Annotated in this window: 21 protein-coding genes; 13 read left to right on the top strand and 8 right to left on the bottom strand. The window is 49.9% G+C overall.

Annotated elements, in window-relative coordinates; genetic code table 11:
• The first annotated feature begins 196 nt into the window (after nucleotides 1-196).
• Nucleotides 197-835 (top strand): C40 family peptidase, encoded by a 639-nt coding sequence (locus tag A7K91_RS04280; protein WP_068680010.1) that lies wholly within the window; start codon nucleotides 197-199, stop codon nucleotides 833-835.
• Here A7K91_RS04280 and A7K91_RS04275 read toward each other — a convergent pair.
• A complete protein-coding gene (locus tag A7K91_RS04275; RefSeq protein WP_068680008.1) occupies nucleotides 787-1,446 on the bottom strand; it encodes an SIMPL domain-containing protein in 660 nt (219 codons plus the stop codon). The genes A7K91_RS04280 and A7K91_RS04275 overlap by 49 nt on opposite strands.
• A 206-nt stretch (nucleotides 1,447-1,652) precedes the next feature.
• On the opposite strand from A7K91_RS04275, the gene A7K91_RS04270 reads away from it, so the two are divergent.
• Nucleotides 1,653-2,378 (top strand): hypothetical protein, encoded by a 726-nt coding sequence (locus tag A7K91_RS04270; RefSeq protein ID WP_068680006.1) that lies wholly within the window; start codon nucleotides 1,653-1,655, stop codon nucleotides 2,376-2,378.
• A 556-nt stretch (nucleotides 2,379-2,934) separates the two neighbouring features.
• On the opposite strand, the gene A7K91_RS04265 is transcribed toward A7K91_RS04270, so the two are convergent.
• The 3 genes from A7K91_RS04265 to A7K91_RS04255 all read right to left on the bottom strand — a co-directional run bounded on the left by A7K91_RS04265 (nucleotide 2,935) and on the right by A7K91_RS04255 (nucleotide 5,048).
• Nucleotides 2,935-3,489: a hypothetical protein gene (locus A7K91_RS04265; protein ID WP_068680004.1), complete on the bottom strand. Its 555-nt coding sequence runs from the start codon at nucleotides 3,487-3,489 to the stop codon at nucleotides 2,935-2,937.
• 177 nt (nucleotides 3,490-3,666) lie between these two features.
• Complete coding sequence (locus tag A7K91_RS04260; protein WP_068680002.1) at nucleotides 3,667-4,065, bottom strand: bactofilin family protein; 399 nt, start codon at nucleotides 4,063-4,065, stop codon at nucleotides 3,667-3,669.
• Nucleotides 4,066-4,067: 2 nt separating this feature from the next.
• Nucleotides 4,068-5,048 carry a M23 family metallopeptidase gene (locus tag A7K91_RS04255; protein WP_068680000.1) on the bottom strand — a complete coding sequence of 327 codons (981 nt, stop codon included), beginning with the start codon at nucleotides 5,046-5,048 and terminating at the stop codon, nucleotides 4,068-4,070.
• Nucleotides 5,049-5,285: 237 nt separating this feature from the next.
• Here A7K91_RS04255 and hisJ point away from each other — a divergent pair, with 237 nt between their 5' ends.
• Together hisJ and A7K91_RS04245 are read left to right on the top strand one after the other, a co-directional pair.
• The gene (hisJ, locus tag A7K91_RS04250) at nucleotides 5,286-6,113 is read left to right on the top strand and encodes a histidinol-phosphatase HisJ (protein WP_068679998.1); all 828 of its coding nucleotides are present in this window, start codon (nucleotides 5,286-5,288) and stop codon (nucleotides 6,111-6,113) included.
• On the top strand, nucleotides 6,110-6,571 hold the full coding sequence (locus A7K91_RS04245; protein WP_068679996.1) for a GNAT family N-acetyltransferase: 462 nt from the start codon (nucleotides 6,110-6,112) through the stop codon (nucleotides 6,569-6,571). The genes hisJ and A7K91_RS04245 overlap by 4 nt, the downstream gene beginning before the upstream one ends.
• Nucleotides 6,572-6,639: 68 nt before the next feature.
• Here A7K91_RS04245 and A7K91_RS04240 read toward each other — a convergent pair whose 3' ends face one another.
• Together A7K91_RS04240 and A7K91_RS04235 are read right to left on the bottom strand one after the other, a co-directional pair.
• On the bottom strand, nucleotides 6,640-7,053 hold the full coding sequence (locus tag A7K91_RS04240) for a DUF2500 domain-containing protein (protein WP_068679994.1): 414 nt from the start codon (nucleotides 7,051-7,053) through the stop codon (nucleotides 6,640-6,642).
• Between the two features lie 78 nt (nucleotides 7,054-7,131).
• Nucleotides 7,132-9,021, bottom strand: a complete 1,890-nt coding sequence (locus A7K91_RS04235; RefSeq protein ID WP_068679992.1) for an ABC transporter substrate-binding protein — start codon at nucleotides 9,019-9,021, stop codon at nucleotides 7,132-7,134.
• Nucleotides 9,022-9,143: 122 nt separating this feature from the next.
• On the opposite strand from A7K91_RS04235, the gene A7K91_RS04230 reads away from it, so the two are divergent.
• From A7K91_RS04230 to A7K91_RS26345, 3 genes are all read left to right on the top strand, one after another.
• Nucleotides 9,144-10,661: a DUF4153 domain-containing protein gene (locus tag A7K91_RS04230; RefSeq protein WP_068679990.1), complete on the top strand. Its 1,518-nt coding sequence runs from the start codon at nucleotides 9,144-9,146 to the stop codon at nucleotides 10,659-10,661.
• 12 nt (nucleotides 10,662-10,673) lie between these two features.
• The gene (locus A7K91_RS04225) at nucleotides 10,674-11,549 is read left to right on the top strand and encodes a metallophosphoesterase (protein WP_068679988.1); all 876 of its coding nucleotides are present in this window, start codon (nucleotides 10,674-10,676) and stop codon (nucleotides 11,547-11,549) included.
• 462 nt (nucleotides 11,550-12,011) lie between these two features.
• A complete protein-coding gene (locus A7K91_RS26345; protein ID WP_156739315.1) occupies nucleotides 12,012-12,161 on the top strand; it encodes a hypothetical protein in 150 nt (49 codons plus the stop codon).
• 750 nt (nucleotides 12,162-12,911) lie between these two features.
• Here the strand turns inward: A7K91_RS26345 and A7K91_RS04215 are convergent.
• Nucleotides 12,912-13,628, bottom strand: coding sequence for a DUF421 domain-containing protein (locus tag A7K91_RS04215; protein WP_068679984.1), 717 nt, complete (start codon nucleotides 13,626-13,628; stop codon nucleotides 12,912-12,914).
• A 260-nt stretch (nucleotides 13,629-13,888) separates the two neighbouring features.
• Between A7K91_RS04215 and spoIIP the strand changes: the two genes are divergently transcribed.
• Entirely contained in the window at nucleotides 13,889-15,187 is a 1,299-nt protein-coding gene (gene spoIIP / locus A7K91_RS04210; protein ID WP_068679982.1) for a stage II sporulation protein P, read from the top strand.
• Nucleotides 15,188-15,277: 90 nt separating this feature from the next.
• On the opposite strand, the gene A7K91_RS04205 is transcribed toward spoIIP, so the two are convergent.
• Complete coding sequence (locus A7K91_RS04205) at nucleotides 15,278-16,513, bottom strand: ParB/RepB/Spo0J family partition protein (RefSeq protein ID WP_068679980.1); 1,236 nt, start codon at nucleotides 16,511-16,513, stop codon at nucleotides 15,278-15,280.
• Nucleotides 16,514-16,673: 160 nt separating this feature from the next.
• Here A7K91_RS04205 and A7K91_RS04200 point away from each other — a divergent pair, with 160 nt between their 5' ends.
• The 5 genes from A7K91_RS04200 (at nucleotide 16,674) to A7K91_RS04180 (ending at nucleotide 22,276) form a co-directional block, all read left to right on the top strand.
• Nucleotides 16,674-19,403, top strand: coding sequence for a hypothetical protein (locus tag A7K91_RS04200; RefSeq protein ID WP_068679978.1), 2,730 nt, complete (start codon nucleotides 16,674-16,676; stop codon nucleotides 19,401-19,403).
• Between the two features lie 200 nt (nucleotides 19,404-19,603).
• Nucleotides 19,604-19,765 (top strand): DUF1328 domain-containing protein, encoded by a 162-nt coding sequence (locus tag A7K91_RS25940; protein WP_082967226.1) that lies wholly within the window; start codon nucleotides 19,604-19,606, stop codon nucleotides 19,763-19,765.
• 106 nt (nucleotides 19,766-19,871) lie between these two features.
• A complete protein-coding gene (locus A7K91_RS04190) occupies nucleotides 19,872-20,309 on the top strand; it encodes a YflT domain-containing protein (protein ID WP_245697232.1) in 438 nt (145 codons plus the stop codon).
• Between the two features lie 80 nt (nucleotides 20,310-20,389).
• On the top strand, nucleotides 20,390-21,529 hold the full coding sequence (locus A7K91_RS04185) for a SpoIIE family protein phosphatase (RefSeq protein WP_068679972.1): 1,140 nt from the start codon (nucleotides 20,390-20,392) through the stop codon (nucleotides 21,527-21,529).
• Between the two features lie 144 nt (nucleotides 21,530-21,673).
• Complete coding sequence (locus A7K91_RS04180) at nucleotides 21,674-22,276, top strand: hypothetical protein (RefSeq protein WP_068679970.1); 603 nt, start codon at nucleotides 21,674-21,676, stop codon at nucleotides 22,274-22,276.
• Nucleotides 22,277-22,326 lie beyond the last annotated feature (50 nt).

The raw sequence follows: 22,326 nt of genomic DNA, 5'->3' as shown, positions 1-22,326 counted from the left end.
TCCGGCGCAACCCACAAGAGTACCTTGAAGCGGCAGAAAATAAATACTGTATGTTAATTGGTCAGTCGTAGTTTTTTTTGCGGGCTGCCTTCCACGCCTTTTCCGCGCGGTACTAGGGATAGTTGGTACTTTTCGTGCACAATCCTCCTTGATATAGTGGTGACAACAACAACCAATCATACAGGAGGAGATTGTTATGCCAGCGGCCCGCATTCACAGCCATGTCCATGAAGCGAGCAGGGAGCATTCCATTTATGTGCTGCTTACCGACACGGGAACGTTGTTCACCAAACTGATCAAGGGCTTTACGGGCGCTCCATACAATCATGCCTCCATCGCGCTGGACGCCGGCTTAAACGAGCTGTACAGCTTTGGCCGCAAAACGGCGAACAATCCTTTATTTGCGGGTTTTGTAAGAGAAGACGTCTACACGGGCACCTTCGCCCATTATCCCGCCACAAGCTGCGCGCTGCTCCGGCTGGAGGCAACCCCCGAACAGCGGCAGGCTGTAAAAGAGGTCATCTCCCGTTTTCAGCAATCAAGCGAAAACTACCACTATCACCTGCTTGGATTGCTGGGCTTTTTGCTGAAGCGTCCTATTGAAAGCGATCATGCTTACTTCTGTTCGCAGTTTGTTGCGGATACTCTTCGGCAAAGCGGCTTCGAGCTGTGGGACCGTTCGCCTGCTCTTATATCGCCGGACGACTTTTTGCGCCATGGAAGCGTAGAAATTTTGTATGAAGGCGATTTGTACGATTATCCGCTGCTGGATGAATTCCGGCTGCGTCAGGCAAACATATACCAGACCCGCACAGTGGCGCGGTATGTCAGCTGACCGGGAAGAATGGAAGTGCCAAAGCTGTCCATTGCCGCGGCTGCCTTGAATAATGGCTGTCCCGGCGGAGTAAATCCGCTTTCCTCCACCTTGCATGGAATAGCCGATAGAGAGACGCCAAGCGTGGAGGCGATAACGGCGGCTTTCTCCTGCGCTTGCTTGATGGCGCTTGCCAGCGCTTGATGGTAAGCAGCTTCAGCATTAGAGGCCTGGAAAGTTACTTCCGATACCCGGTTGGCTCCATTTGCAACTGCGGTGTCGATAACCGTGCCTGTCAGTGCGATATCGCTCAGTTTAACAGACAACATATGCGTCACTTGATACCCTCGGAATTGCTGTGTTCCGTCTTCATAGGTATAGCGGGGCTCGATTCCAAAGGCGGCGGTCGATACATCGCTAATTTGTGGTCCCAACGCCTTTAATGCCTCTGTGATCCTATGGATTGCTGAGGCATTTTCCCGTTGGATAACCTCCAGGCTCTCTCCCTCGGTTACAACCCCCAATTGAATGAGGGCGATTTCCGGCGCCGCATTTGCCATTCCTTCTCCAGCAACCTCTATTGTGAAGCTGCATGAAGCGTTAGTGCTTTCTTTTTCCTGAAAATGGGTCATGGTCAACACTCCTTTTAATAGATCTGATGGTTTATGATGGCTAATAGTTTCTATGTCCGCTCCTTTCCAAATTAGAAGTTTATTGGTATCCTTTGAAATGGAATAGATGTCGTTACGTACTATTATGTCGAGAGAGATAGGCATATGAACGACGTTGACGTCAAGTTCATGTAAAAACTAAAATCTGCCGCAGAAGGGAGAGAGATATGTTGTTTGAACTGGAACTTCCCGGAAATCTCGTCATATGGCTGCTGACTGGCGCCGTCTGGCTCATTATTTTGATAGTGCTTATTCGTCATTATAGAAGACATGAGAGCAAGCCTGTAATCTGGAAAGCGCTGGTAGCGACTGCTATGGGGATTTCTGCAATTCCTCTACATATTAATATGTTTGGATATTCAGGCAAGCTTGCTGTACTGCCGATTGGCGTTGCACTGATATATATTCTGTTGCAGAAAGACTCATGGCAGAGGTACAGAGTATTTGCCTGGACCGGCTTCTGGAGCAATCATGCGATGCTTATAGTTACTCTTTTATCAGGAATGCTGTATTCTTTGGTTTATCCGAAAAACGACCTGTCCGTATATCTCACACATGTGGATAACGCCAGGCTGGTGGAAACCCACCACTCAGCCCCGTCCGGCCGCTTGTCGATTGAAGGCTTAAAGGTCGCAATAGATAAGTCGCTTCTCCAAGATAGCTATCCGGCCATGGAATGGTATACGCAGTACAGGCAAGAAGGGGAGACGCTCTACCAGAAAGAAAAATTTCCGTTTATGCTGAGCGGAATAAAACCTCGCTGGGGCAGCGGCTTGCATAGCATCGTGTTTGTAGAACGCGACGGTCAAGGGCTGCTTGTTGCCACTGGCCGCGATTATTTGTATTTCAGGTCAGGGGAGCCGCTTGTTTCATTTGGAGGTGAGGGGCAATGAATAGAAGAAAGCTGTTAAAAACGTTACTTGTTTTGGCGGCTGTCGTATGGTTGGCCTTGAATCTGGACGGTAAGCCAGGCGCTCCTCCTGTACATGGGGAGGCTCTTAAAATGCTGCAAGCATTTGCTCCTGACTTCAACATAAAGCAAGCGCTCGACGTCATACCCTTGGGAAACAAGCATTTATTTGTTCCCTATGAGGATGAAGATGGTAACCGCGGCAACAGCTTCATGGCATGGGAGCGTTTTAAGTGGCGCATAGCCAGGGTAAGCACAGACACCTCCCCTGTTGTCTGGCATTCAGGATTAGGCGATCATGCAAAAAAAGCGATTGTTTGGAATCTTGCTCCCGGGAAAAATATTACTGAGCTCAGCCTCTATTTCATAGTGGAGAGGAATGCAGGGAGTAGTGGGAATCATGATCTTTATTTTCCACGCATTCAATTGGAGAGGAAGATTTCGCCGGATAATATGTCTTATGGAGTATTGCCGTTCCCGGAGGAATGGGAGCAGTTTAGCAAGCTTCCCGAAATATCCTATGTCGGCTGGATACACCGCTACGAAAATAAAGCTGCAGATCCTTCAGCGATTGTGAATAGTTCTAGCCGATCCATTAGCAACGGGATGATTGTTACACGGAATATTCGTCCAATGGATGAAGCGGAGCTGGAATAGGGCTCGTCTGAAATAGAGTTATTGATTGTTCCGGGAAAGCTGAGCGCATCAGCCGCTAAGGTGGAGATAAAGGCCGTGCCATCCTGCACAAAAAAGTGGCCGTTCAACTCGTAGCCGTTTTTCATGACAAGCCCTTCCTGAAGAAGCAAGGAGAAGGACTCCGCGCCGATCGTGATATCGACGGTTGAATTTTCGGCATTATAGGTTAATAAGCCGTTATGCTGCTCAACATATCCGCGAAGCGGTATAAAGCTTTTGCCTGCCGTGTGAACGGCAGGCATGCTGTTTTGCGGCGATGCCGCAGCAGAAGCATGGCTTGCCTGAGCAACGCTGCTCCGATTATATTGATCTTCGGGCAAAGGGGGATTGGTCAATGCGCCAATCAAGGTGAAAACAGCAAGCAGCATGATCGCAATATTTCCATACCTTATTTTCATGGTGGCAGTCTCCTATCCGAAAGTTAAGGATAGTGTACCCTGCAATTGTATGGAGAATGATAACGTAATATAAAGTTTTTGTTATTGCGATCAAACCTGCCGCTTAATGCGGTTTCTCTTTGTTCATCTTCGAGGCGTCTCAAAAGAGGTTTTTCATTAAACGCTCAAGGTTTTCTCTTAAGAGGAAACCTTGAGCGTTTTGGGGGAGATGGCTTCCGCTTGCGTCGGATTCATTTTGCTGTTGCCATTAAATATGCCGCCGGCCTCGATAATAAGCGAAGCGGCAGTTAAATTGCCATTCATTACGCCCGTTGAGCAGATGGTCAGCTTGCCGCGTACGTTGGCGTCCCCGTTTAATTCGCCAGCAAGCACAAGATCGCGCGCAGAAATATTAGAGTTGGCGCAGCCTTTTTCCCCGATAATGACATCTCCGCTTGAAACGATATCTCCGATGACGGTTCCCTCTACGCGAATGCCCGCCTCCGATTTGATTTTGCCTTCAAAGGTTGTGCCTTCCCCAACTAAGGTATCTGTGGAGTCGGGGTTGATTTTGCCGCTGCTTTTTGGTTTAAACATCGTTATTCACGTTCCTCTCGATCTTCTTTAAGATAGGGCATCGGGTTGACGTTTGTGTCATTGACGAAAACCTCGTAATGCAGATGCGGTCCCGTGCTTCGGCCTGTATTGCCAAGCTCTCCGATTTGCTGCCCTTTGGTGACCGTGTCGCCAACCTCCACCAGTCGTTTATTTAAATGCAGGTAGCGTGTTTTAATGCCGCGCCCGTGATCTATAATGATGTTGTTGCCTTGAGGATATGTATTTTCCGACAAGGTGATGACGCCATCGGCTGCCGCATAAATCGGGTCTCCCCGGCTGCCGCCCAGATCAAGGCCGGAATGCAGGGAGGTACGGCGTGTAAAGGGATCGCGTCTGATTCCGAAGGTCGAGGTGATCTTGCGGGAATCCGCAGGCCAGATGGACGGCGTAATATCCTGTATGTGCTGGTATTGCAGCATGGCCTCCATAGTGGACTCCAGACTTGGCTTAAGCTCCTCCATCAACTGCGCCAATGCAGAAAAGTTCTGCATCGTTTGCTCCGCAAGCTGCTCGTCATCCAGCTTGGATAAAGGGAATTCCTCGCCGCCTTGCCCTCCGCTCTCCATCGTTAAGGCTGAGCTGATTTGCACCTCGGAGCTTTCGATGCCGGCGATATCTTTTAATTGAGCTTCCAGCTCCGCAATATCATTCATTTTGTTTTGTATTTCCCGCGCTTGCTCTGCCAGTACAGCCAAATCCGATTCCAACGCGGCGATTTGATTGTTTTTGGTCGACAGCTCTTCTGCATGCTGCTCCTGTGAGGCAGTGATATGGCCCGCAAGCCTTCCGATAGCGTCCTGATTATCCGTATACAGATAAATAAACAGCGCAGCGCATACCGTCATAAGGATAAAGAAGGCCGGAATAAGCACTAACAGACTTGCGGATACGCTATAACGCCGGACGGATTGGCTGGCATCCGGAATAAAAACCAGCGTAAACCGTTTGGACATCCATTTCATGACGTTCCTCCTACATCTTCCAAAAGCATGTTATTGGTTTGGGTAAATATGACTCATACAAATTTAACCAGTCTATTATTCGACAAGCATTTGCAAAAATCCTTTATTTTGATGAAATTTAGCGAGAATTGGCTATTATTGCTTCATATCTCTTTACGGTGAGGACTTGAATTATGGTAATCTATATGAGGTGAGCAAAAGAATTTGAGCGAAGTGAATATGGAGGAGCATTCTGATATGTTGAAGTGGGATGGTCATACACATACTAAATTTTGTTATCACGGCAGCAGCGATGAGCAGGAGCTGTATTTGGAGGAAGCCATTGCGCAAGGCTTTGAGCGCTATACGATGAGCGAGCATCCTCCGCTGCCGAAGGGCTGGGTTAACGATGAAAAGCTGATGGAAGAGCTGGCGATGCCGGAGTCCGAGCTATCGGGCTATATCGCGTACGCCAAAGAAATGAAGGCCCGTTACGAGGGAAGGCTTGAGGTAACGATTGGCCTTGAGCTTGACCATCTGCCCGGTCATTACGGCTACACCAGACGATTTGTCGAGCAGTGGGGCCATGAGCTGGAGGACGTTGTTTATTCGGTCCATTACCTGCGCGGTGCGGGAGGCATGCGGTGCATTGATTTTACGCCGGATGATTTCAAGGAAGGCCTGTTATCCTTTTACGGCACGATGGATGGTGTCATTAACGAATATTTCGACCATGTCGAAACGGCGATTGCCTGGGCGGGCAAGCTGCCGATGCGCAAAAGAATCGGTCATCTGGGCTTGATCCGCAAGTTTGAAAAGGAGCTCCCTCCCATTAACGAAGCCTTGTTCCGTTCCCGGATGGAGGCGCTGCTGCCCATCCTGCAGGATGCGGGAGTTGGGGTCGATGTAAATTGCGCAGGCCTGCGCGTGCCAACGATTGGCACGCCTTATGTGCCGGATTGGTTTATAGCGGAATGCATAAAACGGAGCATTCCGTGCGTGTACGGCTCCGACAGCCATAAGCCGGCGCATGTGGGACTTGGCTGGGACTGGTTTGCTGCTCAAACAAGGGGACAGTGGGGATGAAGAACATTGTTATAAAGGAAGTGTCTTGCGACAGTCCGGATTTGGCTGAATTGATCGCCGCGCTTGATCTTTATTTGTCGGGTCTTTATCCTGCGGAAGAGATTTTTACCGTTGATTTTGCGGACCCCAAAACAAAAGAAATGATATTTGTTGTTGCGTATGACGGAGAGCGGGCAATTGGCTGCGGCGGCATCAGGCTGCTGGATGCCGCTTCGGCGGAGCTAAAGCGATTTTATATTGTGCCGGAGATGCGTCGTGGAGGGATTGCCGGCAGCATCTGCCGGTATTTGGAGGAGCGGGCTGCCGGTTTAGGCTGCCGGGTTATGCGCCTGGAAACAGGCGAGCCGCAGCATGAAGCCGTAGCCTTTTACAAAAAGCTCGGTTATTACAAAATAGAGCCGTTTGGCGAATACGAAGGCTGCGCAAGCAGTCTCTGTATGGAGAAGGTTTTGCGGTAAATGAATTAGGCCCGTCAGCCGGTGTGTTGTCACCAGTTGGCGGGCCTTGTGCATAAGTACAGCGGCTATTAATATTGGCTTTCGCTGCTGCGCTCAAATGCAACAATCCAATCGCCTTGCGTTGCGGCATAGCCGGTATCGCCTTCAACGACGAGCCCGTACAAGCCTTTAACGTCAAGATATTCCTTGCGGGAGCCGTTATCGAATTCCAGCGTGATGTAATAGTAGGTTCGCGAGGTGCCTGTTGTTCCGATATGATGATCGTTGTGATGATTATGATTCATATGCGATCTGACTTCGGTACGTTTGGCGACAACCCGGACAAAGGCGCTTTCCTTTGGCGCTCGCGCATTTTTTGCATTTCTGGATATGGAGAAAATAATGCTGCCGATAATTAGGACAAATACCGCAATAAATAAAAATGGAAACAAATTAAACATAAAAAAATCAAAGCCTCCAAATGAAGGGCCAATTCCCATGATCGTTCACTCCTTTAGACAATATGATACATGTTGTACGCATGAACAGGCGTTTTGTAACAAAAGCGTATGTTTTTGGAATCATCGAAACCACAAATCACGAAACCGCACCCAGCTTAACGATTCAAGTGAAATGCCCTGTACGGAGGGATGGAAGGCGGTTTTAAGGTGCTTGCGGTACAGGAACATCAAATTTCCCCGGTCGGCCAGCCATTTTTCAAGCTCAATGAATTTGTCCTTGCGCAAGGAGCTATCCTCTTCCATCAGGATTTCGGAGAGAATGCCTTCCGTTGCCCTGCGGGTTTCCTCCAGCATATGTTGCCCCATACTGGTATACAATTCGATCAGCCTCAGCTCCCTATGCTCATCCAGCATAATAGAAAACAGCAGAAGATCGGCGCTCATGCGCGCGCTGCCCATAAACTGCGACGCCGGAATCGTCTCGATATCCAGCGCTATGCCCCTGCTTGCCAGCAAACGCCGAAGCAATCTTGCATCATGCCCGTATTGCGGAATAGTGACGAGCTTAATTGGCGCTGTACCTAACAACGCCTTATTTTGTGCTGTCTTTTCCACATCATGAACGCTGATGCCAGAAGCACCCTCTTTATTTTCATCGTTTGCTTCGAGGGGAACGGACTCGCCCCAGAAGCTGGAGGCGGCTTCAATCACATCGCCGGACAACAGCTGAAGCAGCTGCTTGCGGTCGATGATGGCGTTTAACGCCTGCCGCGCCTCCACGCTGGACAAGGGGCCGTCCTTTGATTCGTTTATGGTTAAATATTTGCATGTAGTGCCGGATTGCCGAACCTGCTGCCATTCTCTGGCCGCTTGATCGCTCATGCGAACATTGTGCATCACCTGGTACTGGCGCCGCTCCTGGCCGATGAACGTCTGCGCTTCCTGCACCAGACGGCCAGATAATGCGGCAGGTGGGGTTTGCCGGGATTGCTCTGAGGTTTTATCCCTTGCTTCCGAATTCGGCATGGCCCATACCTCGACCCGATCCAGAAAGGCGCGTCCCTGAAAATAAGTAGGGAAGGCTTCCAGATACCAGATGCCGTGCCCGGAGGGAAGCAGGCGGAAGGGCCCGGTTCCGATCGTAGAGCCGCCAGCCTCCTGATGACCGAACCGTTCACCCTCGGCTTCGCAAATATCGCGTGGAACAATAGATGCCCTGTTGGTTGTCAAAAAAGAAAGGAAAGCTTCATTGCGCTCCTTCAGCTTGATTACAACCGTTGTATCATCGGCTTTTTTCATATGTTCAATGCCATTGTAGATTCTGCTGTACAAGCCTGCCGGCGCTATTTTTCCCAGCCGCTCCAGCGAATAAATAACGTCGTTTGCCGTCATTTCTCTGCCATGGTGAAACTGGACGCCCTTGCGCAAATAAAGAGTCCATTCCGTGCGCTGCGAATTGCTCTCCCAGGCATGAGCGAGATGGGGAAGCGGTGCTTCTCCCTTGGCATCCATGCGGAGCAGACTGTCGAAGAGCTGATTAACCAGATGCGATTCGCCAAAATAATGAATACTGGCGGGATCAAGCGACTGGATCGTACCGGGCAGCGGAAAACGCAGCGTATCCAATCGACGCGTATTCTGCATCTCGGAATGGAAGCCAAATTGATCCGTCAGCCAATCCTGGAATGGCTCCAGCAAGGCTGTTCCGCCGGGCTGCAGCAGCTGGAGCGCGGACTTTAAATCACTGCGCTGCGCCAGCTCCTTGGCCTCTTCAAGGCGCATTGCATCTGCGGGAACTATAAAAACCAGCTGCGAGCGATTGCCCCGTCCCCGTTTTGGCGTCCACTGGACCCAGCCTTCGCCCCGCATTCTTCCTAATATAAAAACAACATTGCGATGGGTGCAATCCAATCCCTCCGCAAGCTCGGTCAACGTCGTTTCAATCGGCTGTCCCTCTCCGGCACCGGGAAACATGCCCCTAAGGACAAGATAATGCCGCCTGATTTTCACAGAGTACCCCCTTTTTGAACGTTTTTTATAAAATATGAAATTACTGACGCAGAACTTGCACTTTTTGTTCCTGTTTTATAGGTTACAATATAAGGGAGAATGTGAAAAGGAGTGTTTTATTCATGAGAGATCCGGCGCCATGGCAGAGAAGGTATGACAGGCTGCTGGCAATGGCAGTGGTGTTTGGCTTTATTGGGCAATACTTTTTTGTTGATAAATCGTTTGGTATCTCGATTCCGTTATTTGTGCTGGCCTTTTACGGCCTCTATTTTTATTCCATGAAAGGCAGATTCGGCGGCTTCGACAAGTGGCAGGGCCAGTCCAAAACGGGATGGCTTTTATTTCTCCCGATCATCATGCTATCTCTCAGCTATGTTTTTTTCGCCAATTATCTGTTCTGGTGGCTGAATATACCGGCCATATTTCTGCTGATTGTCATACAGACGATGCTGCTGACAAGAGGCGGCTCCCAGCCGTGGAACCGCCCGGTATTCTACAGCGAGCTGATGTACCAGTGGATGATTAAACCGCTGGAGCATATACCGGTTCCCTTTAGCATGGTGCTGGAAAAGCTGCGTATCGGCAAAGGCTCCCCCGCCCGCAAAGGACCGTGGGGGAAAATTGCGCTTGGTTTGCTGATCGCCGCCCCGCTTCTTTTGATTCTGGTGTCCCTGCTGGGAGCAGCGGACAGCATTTTTATGTCGTGGATAAATGCAATTCCGTCATTGTTTAACCATCGGCTGGCAGGCGAAATCTTCCCGCGGATGATTGCTGCCGCTATTTTGGCTATCTACACCTTTTGTTATTTATGGGGCCTGATGTTTCCGCGCAAGCCCAAGCCTCAGCCGGAGCTTGGCCCGGATTTTGGCCGCGTAGCGGAGCTTCCGTCGGAGAGGGCGGCTATCGGCGCTGATCCAGTGATTGCGTCAACAGTGCTGGTTTGTATCAATCTGGTTTATGTATTGTTTGCTGTTGTGCAGTTTTCTTATTTGTTTGGAGCGGCGGAGGGGTTGCTGCCTGCCGGTACAGCGTATGCGGAATACGCGCGCAAGGGCTTTGCGGAGCTTGTGATGGTTGCCATCCTGAATATCGGCTTGCTGCTGCTGGGTCTGCATTACATTTCCCCGGGCGGCAAAGGAATGGATGCGCTTCGCCGCATTTTGCTGACTCTGCTGATGCTAAGCTCGCTCGTTATGCTGGTATCCGCCTATAGCAGATTGTCCCTGTACGAGGATGCTTATGGCTACACTCAACTGCGGCTGCTGGTGCATGGGTTTATGATCATGCTTGGCGTATGGATGGCTGTTGCGCTGGCCCGGATTTGGTATGGACGTTTTTCGCTGGCCAAAATATATATCGCAATCGGCGTGGCGTCCTATGTCTTGATGAATTATGTCAATCTGGATGACCGAATTGCAACCAACAACATCGCACGTTACGAAGAAAGCGGAGTTATGGATTTTAGCTATTTGGATATGCTTTCGCCGGATGCGGCCCCGGCTTTGCTTGCCTTTAGCGAGAAGCATCCCGAACTCCAGGCGCTGGACAATGTAATCAAGGACTTGAAGCTGGCTGCCAGGAGCGAAAAGCGGTCTGCCTGGCCATCCTGGAATTTGTCGTACCATCGTTTGATGGAGTAAGGGGATGATGCTGTGAGTAAAAGGAAACGGTGGTTTTTTATCTATTTGCCGGGAGCAATCCTATTATTGTTTTTGTTCCTTCATCAGGAAAACAACGACATCGTCGTAACAACGCATAAGCTCGCTTCGCACGAGCTGCCGCAGGGGCTTGAAGGATATCGAATCGTGCACTTATCTGATCTTCAAAGCAAGGAGTTTGGCAAGGAGCAGCGTCCTTTGCTGCGCAAGGTGAAGGAGCTGAAACCGGATTTGATCCTGATGACGGGCGATTTGGTGGACTCCTCCCATTTTGACAGGGAAGCCAGCATGATGCTGATGGATGGCCTTCTGGACATTGCGCCGCTTTATTTCTCGGTGGGCAATCATGAATATGCAGTGCGTGAATACCCCGAGATGGAGAAGGAAATGATCGCCAAGGGCGTTCACGTGCTGCGCAACGCGCTGGAATACGTCCCCGCAGGGGAGGGGCAAATCGCTTTGATCGGCGTGGACGACCCTATTTTTAACCGGGTGGAGGACGGGGATGTGGCCAAAATAAACAGTCATCTGGATCAGGCGCTGCAAGAAGACGATGGCGAAGGCCATTACCGGATTTTGCTCAGCCATCGGCCCGAGCTGTTTGACGTTTATGCCGAACGCGGCTTCGAGCTTAGCTTGGCGGGCCATGCCCATGGCGGACAAATAAGGATTCCATTTGTCGGCGGCATGTATTCGCCGGGACAGGGAAGCTGGCCCAAGCTTGCGGAGGGGATTCACCTGCAGGGAGGCTCCGCCATGATCGTCAACCGCGGGCTTGGCAACAGTATTTTCCCGCAGCGGTTGTTTAACCGCCCCGAGATTGTGCTGATCGAGCTGTCGAACGGCGCCCCGGAAACGGGGACTCGATAGGGCGTAGCTGATTACTCCGAGGACGAGGGTAGTGCCGAATTTCCGTTCCATGTAAGGATGTTTTGTGCAGGCTTACCGGAGGGGAAGTCAAGCAAAACTGACGGAGCGGGGGGCGAAAAGGCGGTGCATGATCACCTTGAGCGGGTTTTCAGACATACCCTGGCTTCAGGGCAATTCCCGAGGAACAAAAAAGGGCTTTTGCTAGCGTTGCATTGGCCAAGACCCCCGAGGCTGCACCTTCATAAACTAATGACAAGACGAGTTAGTGAGTGTTGTTCAAGATTAGCACGCCCGCAAAGGCGGCGGTATCTTGAGCCAACAGGTTGAGGGAGCGGCTTGGCATGAACCGATATTGCAGCGGAGTTACCATTGTGAGGAACGAGGGCACTATTGTGTTTGGAAATATTTTCGAGCTGTCGCCTCAATCCAACTCCACAACAATTGCAAATTCGGGAGCGGGCAATGAGGGAGAGGTTACGCTGGAAAATGGACGCGGCGGCAACAACGGAGGCAATGGCGCGTGCGGGGGCAAGGGGAGTAAAGGAGGCAAGGGAAAAAAAAGTAATCAGGGAAACAAGTGTAAAAAGAGAAACGAAAGTAACAAGAGAATAAAAAGTAACAAGAGAACCAAAAGTAAAAAGAGAACCAAGAAAAACAAAAGAATAATGAAAAACGAGAGAACCAAAAGAAACAAAAGATGCTGAGATAATTGGTGATTCCAAGAAAATAAAAGAGCTGGAACAATTGCCGCGCGAATAAAAGATGCTGGGACAATTGGTGATCAAGCACGAATAAATGATGCTGTGAGAAAGAGATGCTCAAAGAGCTAAAGAAGATAAAGTGGTAAGAGGCCCAAGCCAAGGGTAATACTGGCGGAACTTTTCTTACGGACATGCGTGACCGCCAGAAGCGTTTTTTTAGGCAAATCACCTATCTAAGGGACATTTTTGTCTGTCAGAGCTCATTTTTGCTGAAAATGGACTGTTTTCAAGCAGCTAGCGGACGAAAATGTCCGTTATTCCTGCTGATTTTTGATAATTTGTGATTTGACGGACATTAATGACCGTTACCGCAAGTGCTGAGCTGAGGGGCTTCGTGCCGAACAATTGCATACGCTGTAAAACAAATTACATGTCGGAGATCACATGTCTAGGTGTCTAAAGGCGTACGAGCATTGTCCCGTTTGCACTTTTCCCTGAAAAAAAGGTGCCCGCTGCAACGGGCAGCGGGCAAAAAATTTATATTTTAAAAAAGGGGGTCGAGTTCTATTATAGGCCACCTTCATTAAGAACGGATGAAAGAAATATTTCAGTTCCATTACAAATGATGGATGAGACTTCCACTTTAAAGACTTCCACCTTTTTAATACTCCAGCGGCGGCAGAGAAGGCTGCACGTTGTGCGGCATAATAGTTAATGCGCCTTTATCGTCTACTGAGGCGAAAAAAACGTCCGTGGCCGTTAAGCCGCTGCTTTTCAGTTTAGCCTCAAGCCAGGTATGGGTATGCCCCAACGCTGCGAGTGTTTTGTCCAGCACGATGCCTTCACGTATGACGGGATAGGAAAGGCCGATTGGCGCATCCTTGTTTTGAAGCAGCTCCTGCGTTAATGGCTGATTGCTTTTTTTCTGAAGCACGCTAAGGCCGCCGTCCCCCTCCAATATTGCCAATTCCACCGTAGAGGCGTCAAAAATGCCTTGCTCCCTCAACATGGCTGTAATATCCTCAATGCTGTATTGTACCTTTCTCATATTCCCTTGAATAAATTGTCCGGCGTTAATGACGATTACAGGCTCAAAGGTGACCAGTTTATTAAACTTGCGAAAGGTTATGACCAGATTTGCGAACAGCCGCTGCAAAACCCCAAGCGCCACTACAGCTACCGCCGTATGGATGTGCTCCACCTTTGGGTCCGCGATATCCGCTCCTACAACTGATCCCAATGACAAAAAGATCAAAAAATCGAAGATCGGCAGCTGCCCTACAGATCGTCTGCCCATATAAAGGGCAACGATCAGCAGCAGCGGATAAATCGTATAGATACGCCCGATTACGAGCAAGGAATCTTTAATAATCGCCATGTCTGCCTCCTTGTGGGCAAAATAGGATGTGGATTTAATAGCCTTCTTTATTCGGTTTTCTGTACGCTGGAAAAACGGTCGCCACAGCTGACTCTAAGCATTGGTTTTCCAGTTTATGGTGTCCAGCCCCGCAAATGGTTATGTACGCCGGATTTAAAAATCTGGAAATTTCTGCTGAGAAAATTACCAGATTAGCAGGATTTCTTGCGTATTCCGTCGAAATTCGTAGAGATACGTTTGTAAACGGAGGGGAATAAGGGTTGAAGCTGCGAAAGATTGGAATATGGGGGACAGCCGCCATTTTGTTATGGAGCGGAGCGGGCGAATCAGCTTATGCTTCCATAAAGGTTACGGGCTCGGCCGCCGCTGTTGTTGCGGAGTCATCGTCAGAAATGTTGAAGCAGGCAACTGTTGTACATATAGTGGCAATCACCAATTTGCGCAAAGGACCGGGTATGGAGCATGATATAGTTGGCAAAGCCAAAGCCGGGGATACATTTCAAATACAAGGCATAGAGGGCGACTGGTTCAAAATAGCTCTTCCAAGCGGCAGCAACGCTTATGTCGCCAACTGGGTCGTTGAGACGGATGCCCCTGCGCAGCCAGAGCAGCCGGACCAGCCGGATTCAGAACAGCCAGGCTCACAGCAGCCGGGCCCAGGTGAAGGCGAGGATGGTGAAGAAAGAACAGAACCCGTTGCAACGATGGTGCATATTGTGGCCGTTACCAATCTCAGAAGCGGCCCCGGCATGGACTATGAGGTTGTGCACAAAGCTCAAGGCGGCGACAAATTCCGGATCGACGGATCGGAAGGCGAATGGTTCCGGATCCTGCTGGCAAACGGCAGCAAGGCCTATGTTGCCAAGTGGGTAGTCAAAACGGGCGAGGTTCCGCATAGCGAAAGCCTTGTTTATATTTATCACACTCATAATCGGGAATCATGGAAAAATGTAGCGCGCAGCACAAGCGGCGGAGCTTATGATGATCGCGAGATCAATATAACGCTCATTGGCAAACATATGGCGGAGGTGTTGTCCAAAAAGGATATTCCCGCTATTGCGGAAAACGCGGATATTGCTACCCGCCTGAATGAGCAGAAGCTGAGCTATTCACAGTCTTACGCTGAATCCGGCAAGGTTGTTTCAAATGCGGTGAATACGTATGCCTCGTTGTCTTATTTTTTCGATATCCATCGGGATGCCGATGTGCCGCGAAGCAAAACAACGGTAGCTATCAATAAAAAGTCATATGCCAGAGTTATGTTTGTAATCGGCACGGCCAACCCTAACTATAAAGAGAATAAAAAGTTTGCGGATGCGCTAAACGCGATATTAAACAAAAAATATCCCGGCATGTCGCGCGGCGTATTGCTCAAAAGCTCGCATCAGGGCAATGGCGAATATAATCAGTCGGTTTCCCCCGGCAGCTTGCTGATGGAGTTTGGCGGCGTAAATAACACGCTGGAGGAAAATCTTAATACGTCCGAGGCGTTTGCGGATGTATTCGCAGAATACCTGAAGCAGCAAAAAACGGCTAAGCCTCAAAAGCCGGCAAAGTAACATTGATGTTTTGGAAGCTCTTAAAAATAAACCCCGAAAATGCTATGAAAATAACAGTTTCGGGGTTTAGCTATGTTTAAATGGATTACTTTAATTCGACAGCTTTCCACGGAGCTCCTGCCATTGAGCCAGTTGCTGTTGCAACATCCCTATTGTATGGTCGATTTCTTCTGCCGACAAGGCTTCCGCTTCCTCCTGCAAGGATGCTGCCAGACGGTATATGGTGCTGCTCAGTTCATTCTGGCGCGGCAGCATTTCCTGCAGCTGTCTCATCAAAGCTGATACGCTGCTGCGGGTTTGTTGAGCCGCACCGCCGCTAGTATTATTAGTCGCGCTCCCAATCGCAGGGCTGCTGACATCGCTGTTTAGAGAGCCGCTGCCAACTGCAATGCCGCTTGCTGCGCCGCTGGCATTGCTTGCACCAGCACCGCCAGCGCCATGGCTGCCGCTGTCAGAGACAGCCATACCACCGCCAGGGACAGCTACACCGCCGCTATTGCCTCTCGCGTTGCTTGAAGCGGCGGAGCTGATGTCGCTGGAGGCGCGGGCCTCGGCGGCAAGCTCGGCTTTCCTTGCGGCAGCTTCTTCCTGCTCCTTCTGGGCTTTGGCGCGTTCCTTGCGATTTTGCTCATAAACCGACCAGGTTTCGATCAAGCCATCGCCATTTTTGAGCAGCAGCTTTTCCTTCGTATTGTCGGAAATCGTTTTGTCCTTAAACAGCTTGGCAATTTTTTTGACATCGCTGACGGCCAGCTCGTCCCGGGCCGCAATAAGCGCAAGCGGGTCGCGATGCTCCATCGGCAAATCCTTTAATGGAATCAATTGATCCTCCGTCAGCTGGTCCTTGCGGATTTCTGTGCCGCTCACGATCAGTTTTTTAACGGCATTGCTGAATTTGAGCAGCTCCAGCTTGTTTTTTATGTAGCTCTCGGGTTTACCCAGCTTGGCTGACAAAAACTTGGTCGAGCTGCGGAAGCGCTCGTCATTAAGCAGCTTGTGGAAGGCCTCGGCCTCCTCAATCGGCGAAAAGCCCTCACGCGTCAGGTTTTCAGCGATTTGCTCCAGATAAATTTCCATTTCGTCCGTTGCGCTGGAGATGATACATGGAATGGCCTCGCGGCCGAGCATTTGGCAGGCCTTGTAACGGCGGTTGCCATAAATGATTTTGTAACGTCCTCCCGCTTCGGGCCGAACCTTGATCGGGGAAAGCAGGCCAAGCTCCTCAATGCTGTTCATCAGCTCCTGAAGCGCCTCTTCGTTAAACTGGTATCTGGGCTGATCCTTATCCTCGTCGATCAACGCCATTTTTATTTCAACAACGTTCATTCCGATTCTCCTTCACCGTTCTCGCGATCTCTATTATCTGTCCTTATTATATAATAGCTCAAAAGCAAAAGGTAACAAATCTTCCCTTTACCTCGTCTTATAAAAGACAACATGATCTACCCGCTGAGAGATTTTATTTCAACGGATAGGAGTATGGAATATGAATAAACCATTTTGGATGACGGCTTTGGCTTCCGTTTTTTTGTTGGCATTATTGATTGTTCCTGTATTAAGGACGGGAACTGATCAAAGCATCGACGCGGGCGACGAGAAGCGTACCCCAACGCTAGAAAGCATAGAAAACACGAGCCGTGAGCAGCACCGTAATCCAGCACAGGAACTACAACAGGCCGAGGTTATTCCGCCTTCCTTCACGCCAGTGGATGTAAAACCAAAGACGATTGCGGAGTCAATAACAGCCGCGGACGTCGACGGAGGAGGCTTCAAGCTTTCGTTTCCAGCAGACTCTTATGTTAATCTGCTGGCATTGGAGCGGACGGGGGACTCTTTTGTCCAATTGATCTCCTATGAGGACGGAAGCAAAGGCGAAGGGGAAATGGAAACGATTCGTTACGAAGCGCTGGTAGTGAATCCAGGCGAAAAGGAATGGAGAAGCATCCCTCTTTACGAGAGATATGGACATGAATATAGCTGGAATAACTTGTTTCGCGCCATCGACGACCGTCACATCCTGTTTGTAAGGCAAACAAGGACAGGTGACATTCTTCAATACGATTTGGTCCGTTTGGATGTGAAATCGGATAAGGTAGAAACTGTTGCGCCAGGATTCTGGATACGGTATCAGGAGCCGAACGTCTATGTTGATGATTTTTTGCTTGCAGACTGGCAAAGCGACAGCGGCGACAAATTGCTTTTATCATCGTTTATGGGAAAAATGTGGCTTTTTGACAAATTTAGCGACCGCGTTACTTCCTTCTCGCAAACGTTCCCGGCATATGGCGATACCGGCAGCAAGCCGCTACGAAGCTTGTCTTACCCTTCACCGGATTTGAGCCGGATGGTGTACCAGGTTGTCAACGGCTCACAGATTGAGCCAAGCCGGCATTTTCAGATCGTTGATTTGGAGAAAACCGACATTCTCGCCCAAATCAGCCTGGAGGATAGCGATATCGCAGGGGATGGAAGCGTGGTATGGAACGGGAGCGGAACGGCTTTTTTTCTGGAATATGCCAGTGGTAATGAACCTATGGGAAGCGTGTTGGAAAACGGCCAGACCGTATCAGCTCAAGGCATTGCCTTGTATGACCGAAACGGAAGGGAAATACGCAAGCTGACAGTTCGCCCCGGCTCACGGGAGCGAATGAACGTGTTTGGGTGGATTGGCGATGACGAGCTGCTGGTGGAGCATCATGTCCCGGCACTGCAGGGTGAGAACGGATGGAAGAAAAGCAAAGTTGTCTACAAGATCCATCATGTGAAAACCGGACAAACAACAGCTTTGGCGACGGTTTTGAATGGGAACGATTTGAAAGAACCGCAGTTGATCAGACGGCATGAAGGGGTAGCCGTTGGTTTATCGGGGTTTGTGCTGCTGGACAGGAGTACCAAAAAGATTTGGGATGCCGGGACGGAAGGGAGGACATGGGAAAACGAAGGCGAGGTTTACTTCCAGCCTTATAGCGGGGAGGCTACTTTTTTGTTCCGCTGGAATGAAGAGACGAGGGAGCTGGAATGGGTTTCCGATATGAGGAACCAATACATCAGCGCTTTTGCCGGAGACTGGCTAGCCTCATGGGATGATGACGGAGCATTACAATTCAGACCAACAACCCTCGAGCCATTTGATGTAAAAGACGATTTACCTATCCTTCCGGCGGCATTTTCGGAGGAGCTGTCGAACGGAGAGTGGTGGAAGGGAATAGGCGGGCACGTGACGACTATATCAAGCCTGGGCGAGAAACGGGCCGGGGGGAAAGGGAAATACGGATACATTGAGCTTTTGGCCAAGGACGGGGAGCAGTACATGCTGGACGGGGGGGAGCGCAGCTATTACGGTACCTATGAAACGGTATATATTGGTCAAGACGGGAAACGCCGTGTGCTGCAGCCCGAGCTTCGAGAGCTGTCCCTCGTCTTGGAGTCGGAGACGGCCTCTATGGGGGCATTTACAATGGGAGAGCATGACCTGTTTGTACTGGATACCGACCAGAACCGTTTTAACAGAGGCTTCAGAAGCGGCGTCCGCCCTATCGTCGCTTACGCCGCAACCAAAAGCGGAGAAGCATGGCCGCTGGAATTTCAATTCGCTTTGCCCGGCCAGATAGCTGCAGCCGAACGCATTTCGATCATTGGCGCCAGCCCGGCCATTACCAGTCAAGGGAATTTATTGACGGAGGCTGTTTTGGGAACGGCACGGTATGAGCTGGAGTGGAAGCTTGATCCCGACAACCGGGCATTAAAGCTGACAGCGATGCGTGACCGATCGGCAGAATATGCTGCGTTAGCTGAAATTTCCGGCAAGCTATCCTCAATTATGGAGCAGGGGCTGGGACTGGAAGACATCGCTTTGCCGGAAGGAAGGCTGCATGAAGAACTCTTGCGGGAGTTTTTTGGCGATAAAGCTTGGAGCAATCCCGGATTTCAATATTTGCGAAAAGATTTTGCAGCGCAAAAAGAAGGGGGAGAGCCTTCGCGCGCCTTTGCCTGGAAACCAATCAATCCGCAGTTTGATGGGAGGGGAAATATTTCGGTTACGTTTTCGCTTAATTTGTTTCATGCTATCGGCCATGCCGCCCATCTGGAAGCCTATCTTAAGCCGGTCAACAGAGAATGGCAAATCTATGATTTTGGTACGCTTGAAACGGAAAAGGTTGATGGCTGGCCGGGCTACAATGGATTTAAGCTTCAGGATCAGCTTGATGTGTATTAACGGCTATATACGGTAACAGACGCTTTACATGCGCCGCGCCAGGCAGCAGCACTTTCACCAAGTGTTGCTGCCTGGCGCGGCGTTGTTTGCGCAGACCCTATTGTTTCAAAGCGGGGAGATGCGGTTAAGAACTAACAAGCCGGCAGCAACTGATTGCATGAACAAGGATTACATTCTCAAAAGAAAGCGTGGTGACACTCATGTTACGTTGGGCATTGGCATTTTTTATATTCGCTATAGTAGCAGGTATATTCGGATTTATGGGCATCGCTTCAGCTATGGCAGGAGTAGCCAAAATCTTGTTTGTTATCTTTATAGTCCTGTTTCTTGTATCTCTCATTTTTGGCCGAAGACGCGCTTGACCAATGTACTACTCATGCAAGTTGAACCATTGAAACAAGCGGCTCCTTTCGCTGAAGCCTTATGTTCAACTGATATAGGTTATAACACTAGCAAATGGAGGGATTTATGATGAAAACAACGAATACAGCTATAACAAGAGTGTTTACAGTAGATTCCCGCGAGGAAGTGCAGGAGCAGGCCGAGAAATTCCGCCGGGACGGGTATAGAGATGAACATATTTTTGTATTGACCCATGATAAATCCAGAACTAAACGGATCGCCGAACAGGAAAATGTAGAGGAGATCGGGATTAGCGAGGAGGGTCTGGGAACGGCGATTGCCAATTTATTCCGCTCCACTGGCGATGAGCTAAGAGCCAAAATGAAATCGCTTGGCATATCTCCTAGCGAAGCGGAACGGCTGGAGCGGGAGATGGACCGCGACCGGATTGTTGTTATCGCATGGGGAGGCAGGGAGTACGGTGAAGACGATTTTGACCGGGATATTTATTATCATCCGGGACTCAACCATGGAAGCTTTCCGCATAACCGCCCGCCATTCTAAAAGGTTGCTATAGCCTGCTCGAAAGGGTAGGCTATTTATATGTCGCAGCAGTTGGGATTTGTTCTTAGGAGGATAGGCAGATGCGTATTATAATCGTAGACGATAATGTAACCAACCAGATGATTATAAGAACGATACTGAGCAAGGAGGGATATTCCGATCTGCGCATTGCTTCATCGGCCTCGGAGCTTTACGGCATGCTTCATCTGGACTCGGAATGCGGGGCGGAGGAGCCGGTTGATTTGATTTTGCTGGATATGATGATGCCGGAAATCGATGGTCTAGAGGCTTGCCGGCGTATCCAGTCGGAGGAGCGGTATCGCGACGTGCCTATTATTTTTGTCACGGCGGTTGGAGAATCGACCAAGCTGGCGGAGGCGCTGGATGCCGGAGCCTCCGATTATGTCATGAAGCCAATCAACAAGCTGGAGCTGATGGCGCGCATCCGTTCCGCTCTGCGTCTCAAGCAGGAAAAGGACTGGCATAAAAAGCAGGACAAGCGTATCCGCTACGAATTGGAGCTGGCCAAGCAGGTGCAGCGCAGCGTGCTCAGCGATCCTATTGTAAATGAGCGGATCGAAATCAAGGCGGAATACCGTCCTTCCTCGGAGCTGGCGGGTGATTATTACGCCTGGTTCCGGATTGACCGGAACCGATACGGTATTATTTTGCTGGATATGATGGGGCATGGCATTTCCTCTTCATTGGTATGCATGTTTATTTCATCGGTGCTGAAGGATTTGATCCTGCGAATTACGGACCCCGAGGAAGTAATGGTGGAGCTGAATCGTTATATGGGGCAGCTTTATCGCAGAGATGAACTGATAAATTATTATTTTACAGGCATTTTTCTTGTCGTCGATACAGATAGCCAAACGTATGAATATGTTAATGCAGGCCATCCGTCCGGGCTTGCCATTACGGAGAGCGGCTGCACAGAGCTTACCTCGGGTGGACCAGCAATTGGCTTGTTCCAGCAAATAAAGGTAACCAAGGAGGTCGTAGCTTATCAGCCGGGCACTGTCATTGCGCTTTATACAGATGGCTTGCTTGACGCAATGGATGACCGTGACGACGACGCACGCCGCGAAGTCATCAGCGGCGCTGTAAGGAGCGGGCGGAGCGTCAGTCCCGATATGCTGGTCAACAGCATGCTTGGCGAAGGAGCAGATAATGCGCAACGAGATGATATTTGCCTGGTTACCGTTACCTTGAGCTGATTTCCCCCATCCTTTCCGCTAATGTTTGAGCCAGTCCAAATTTACTCTCACCCGAATTGCCGAGTTATGGTTTCAAAATTCCGATTTCGGTTTATAAAGATAGTATCTAACTCTTAAGTGGCAATAAGCTGGGAGGCGACGGACATGAGAGTATTGTTTCTCGTCACGTTGATCATATGCGGAGCATTAGGAACAGCGGCCGGAGGCCAGGAGACGGATATTGGCGCTTCAATGCCGGAAAATCAGCCTTCATTTAGTTACGAGCAAGTAAAAGAGGATTCATCATGGATGCAGGATGCTGAAGGTGCCGTATCGGCAACAGAATCCGAATCTTCGGAACAGAGTGCTGCAACGGCGGAACCGGCGACTTTCAAGCTGGAGACGGTATGCGGCATTTCGCTGTACGACAGCCGTGAGGATGTTGTTGCCAAGCTGGGTCAGCCGTCCGAAATCGACAAAGATGAGTTTTTTGCCGATCTGGAGGTTTACCGGTACGAAGGATTGCGTGTTGCCTTTGCGGGCGATTTCATTCAATACGTCGATATTGATCCGGCGCATGGTCTGGACATTGACGGCAATCCGGTGGAAGCCACCCGGGAGGCTTTGGTGAAAGCTCTGGGCGAGCCGGATTATAAAGCCGAGGACGGGATTGTATTCCAGCGGGATGAAGCGTTGCTCAAGCTGTTTTTGGACCCGCAAACCGGAAAACCGCAAGCCGTCAGCTATTACCATATAGCGACTGTTTAACAGCCATACAATAGGTTTTTTCAATACAGTCCTATATTTTCCAGATCAAA

Source organism: Paenibacillus oryzae (genome assembly GCF_001675045.1).
GTDB lineage: Bacteria > Bacillota > Bacilli > Paenibacillales > Paenibacillaceae > Pristimantibacillus > Pristimantibacillus oryzae.
This window is presented reverse-complemented; position numbering and strand designations above follow the sequence as displayed.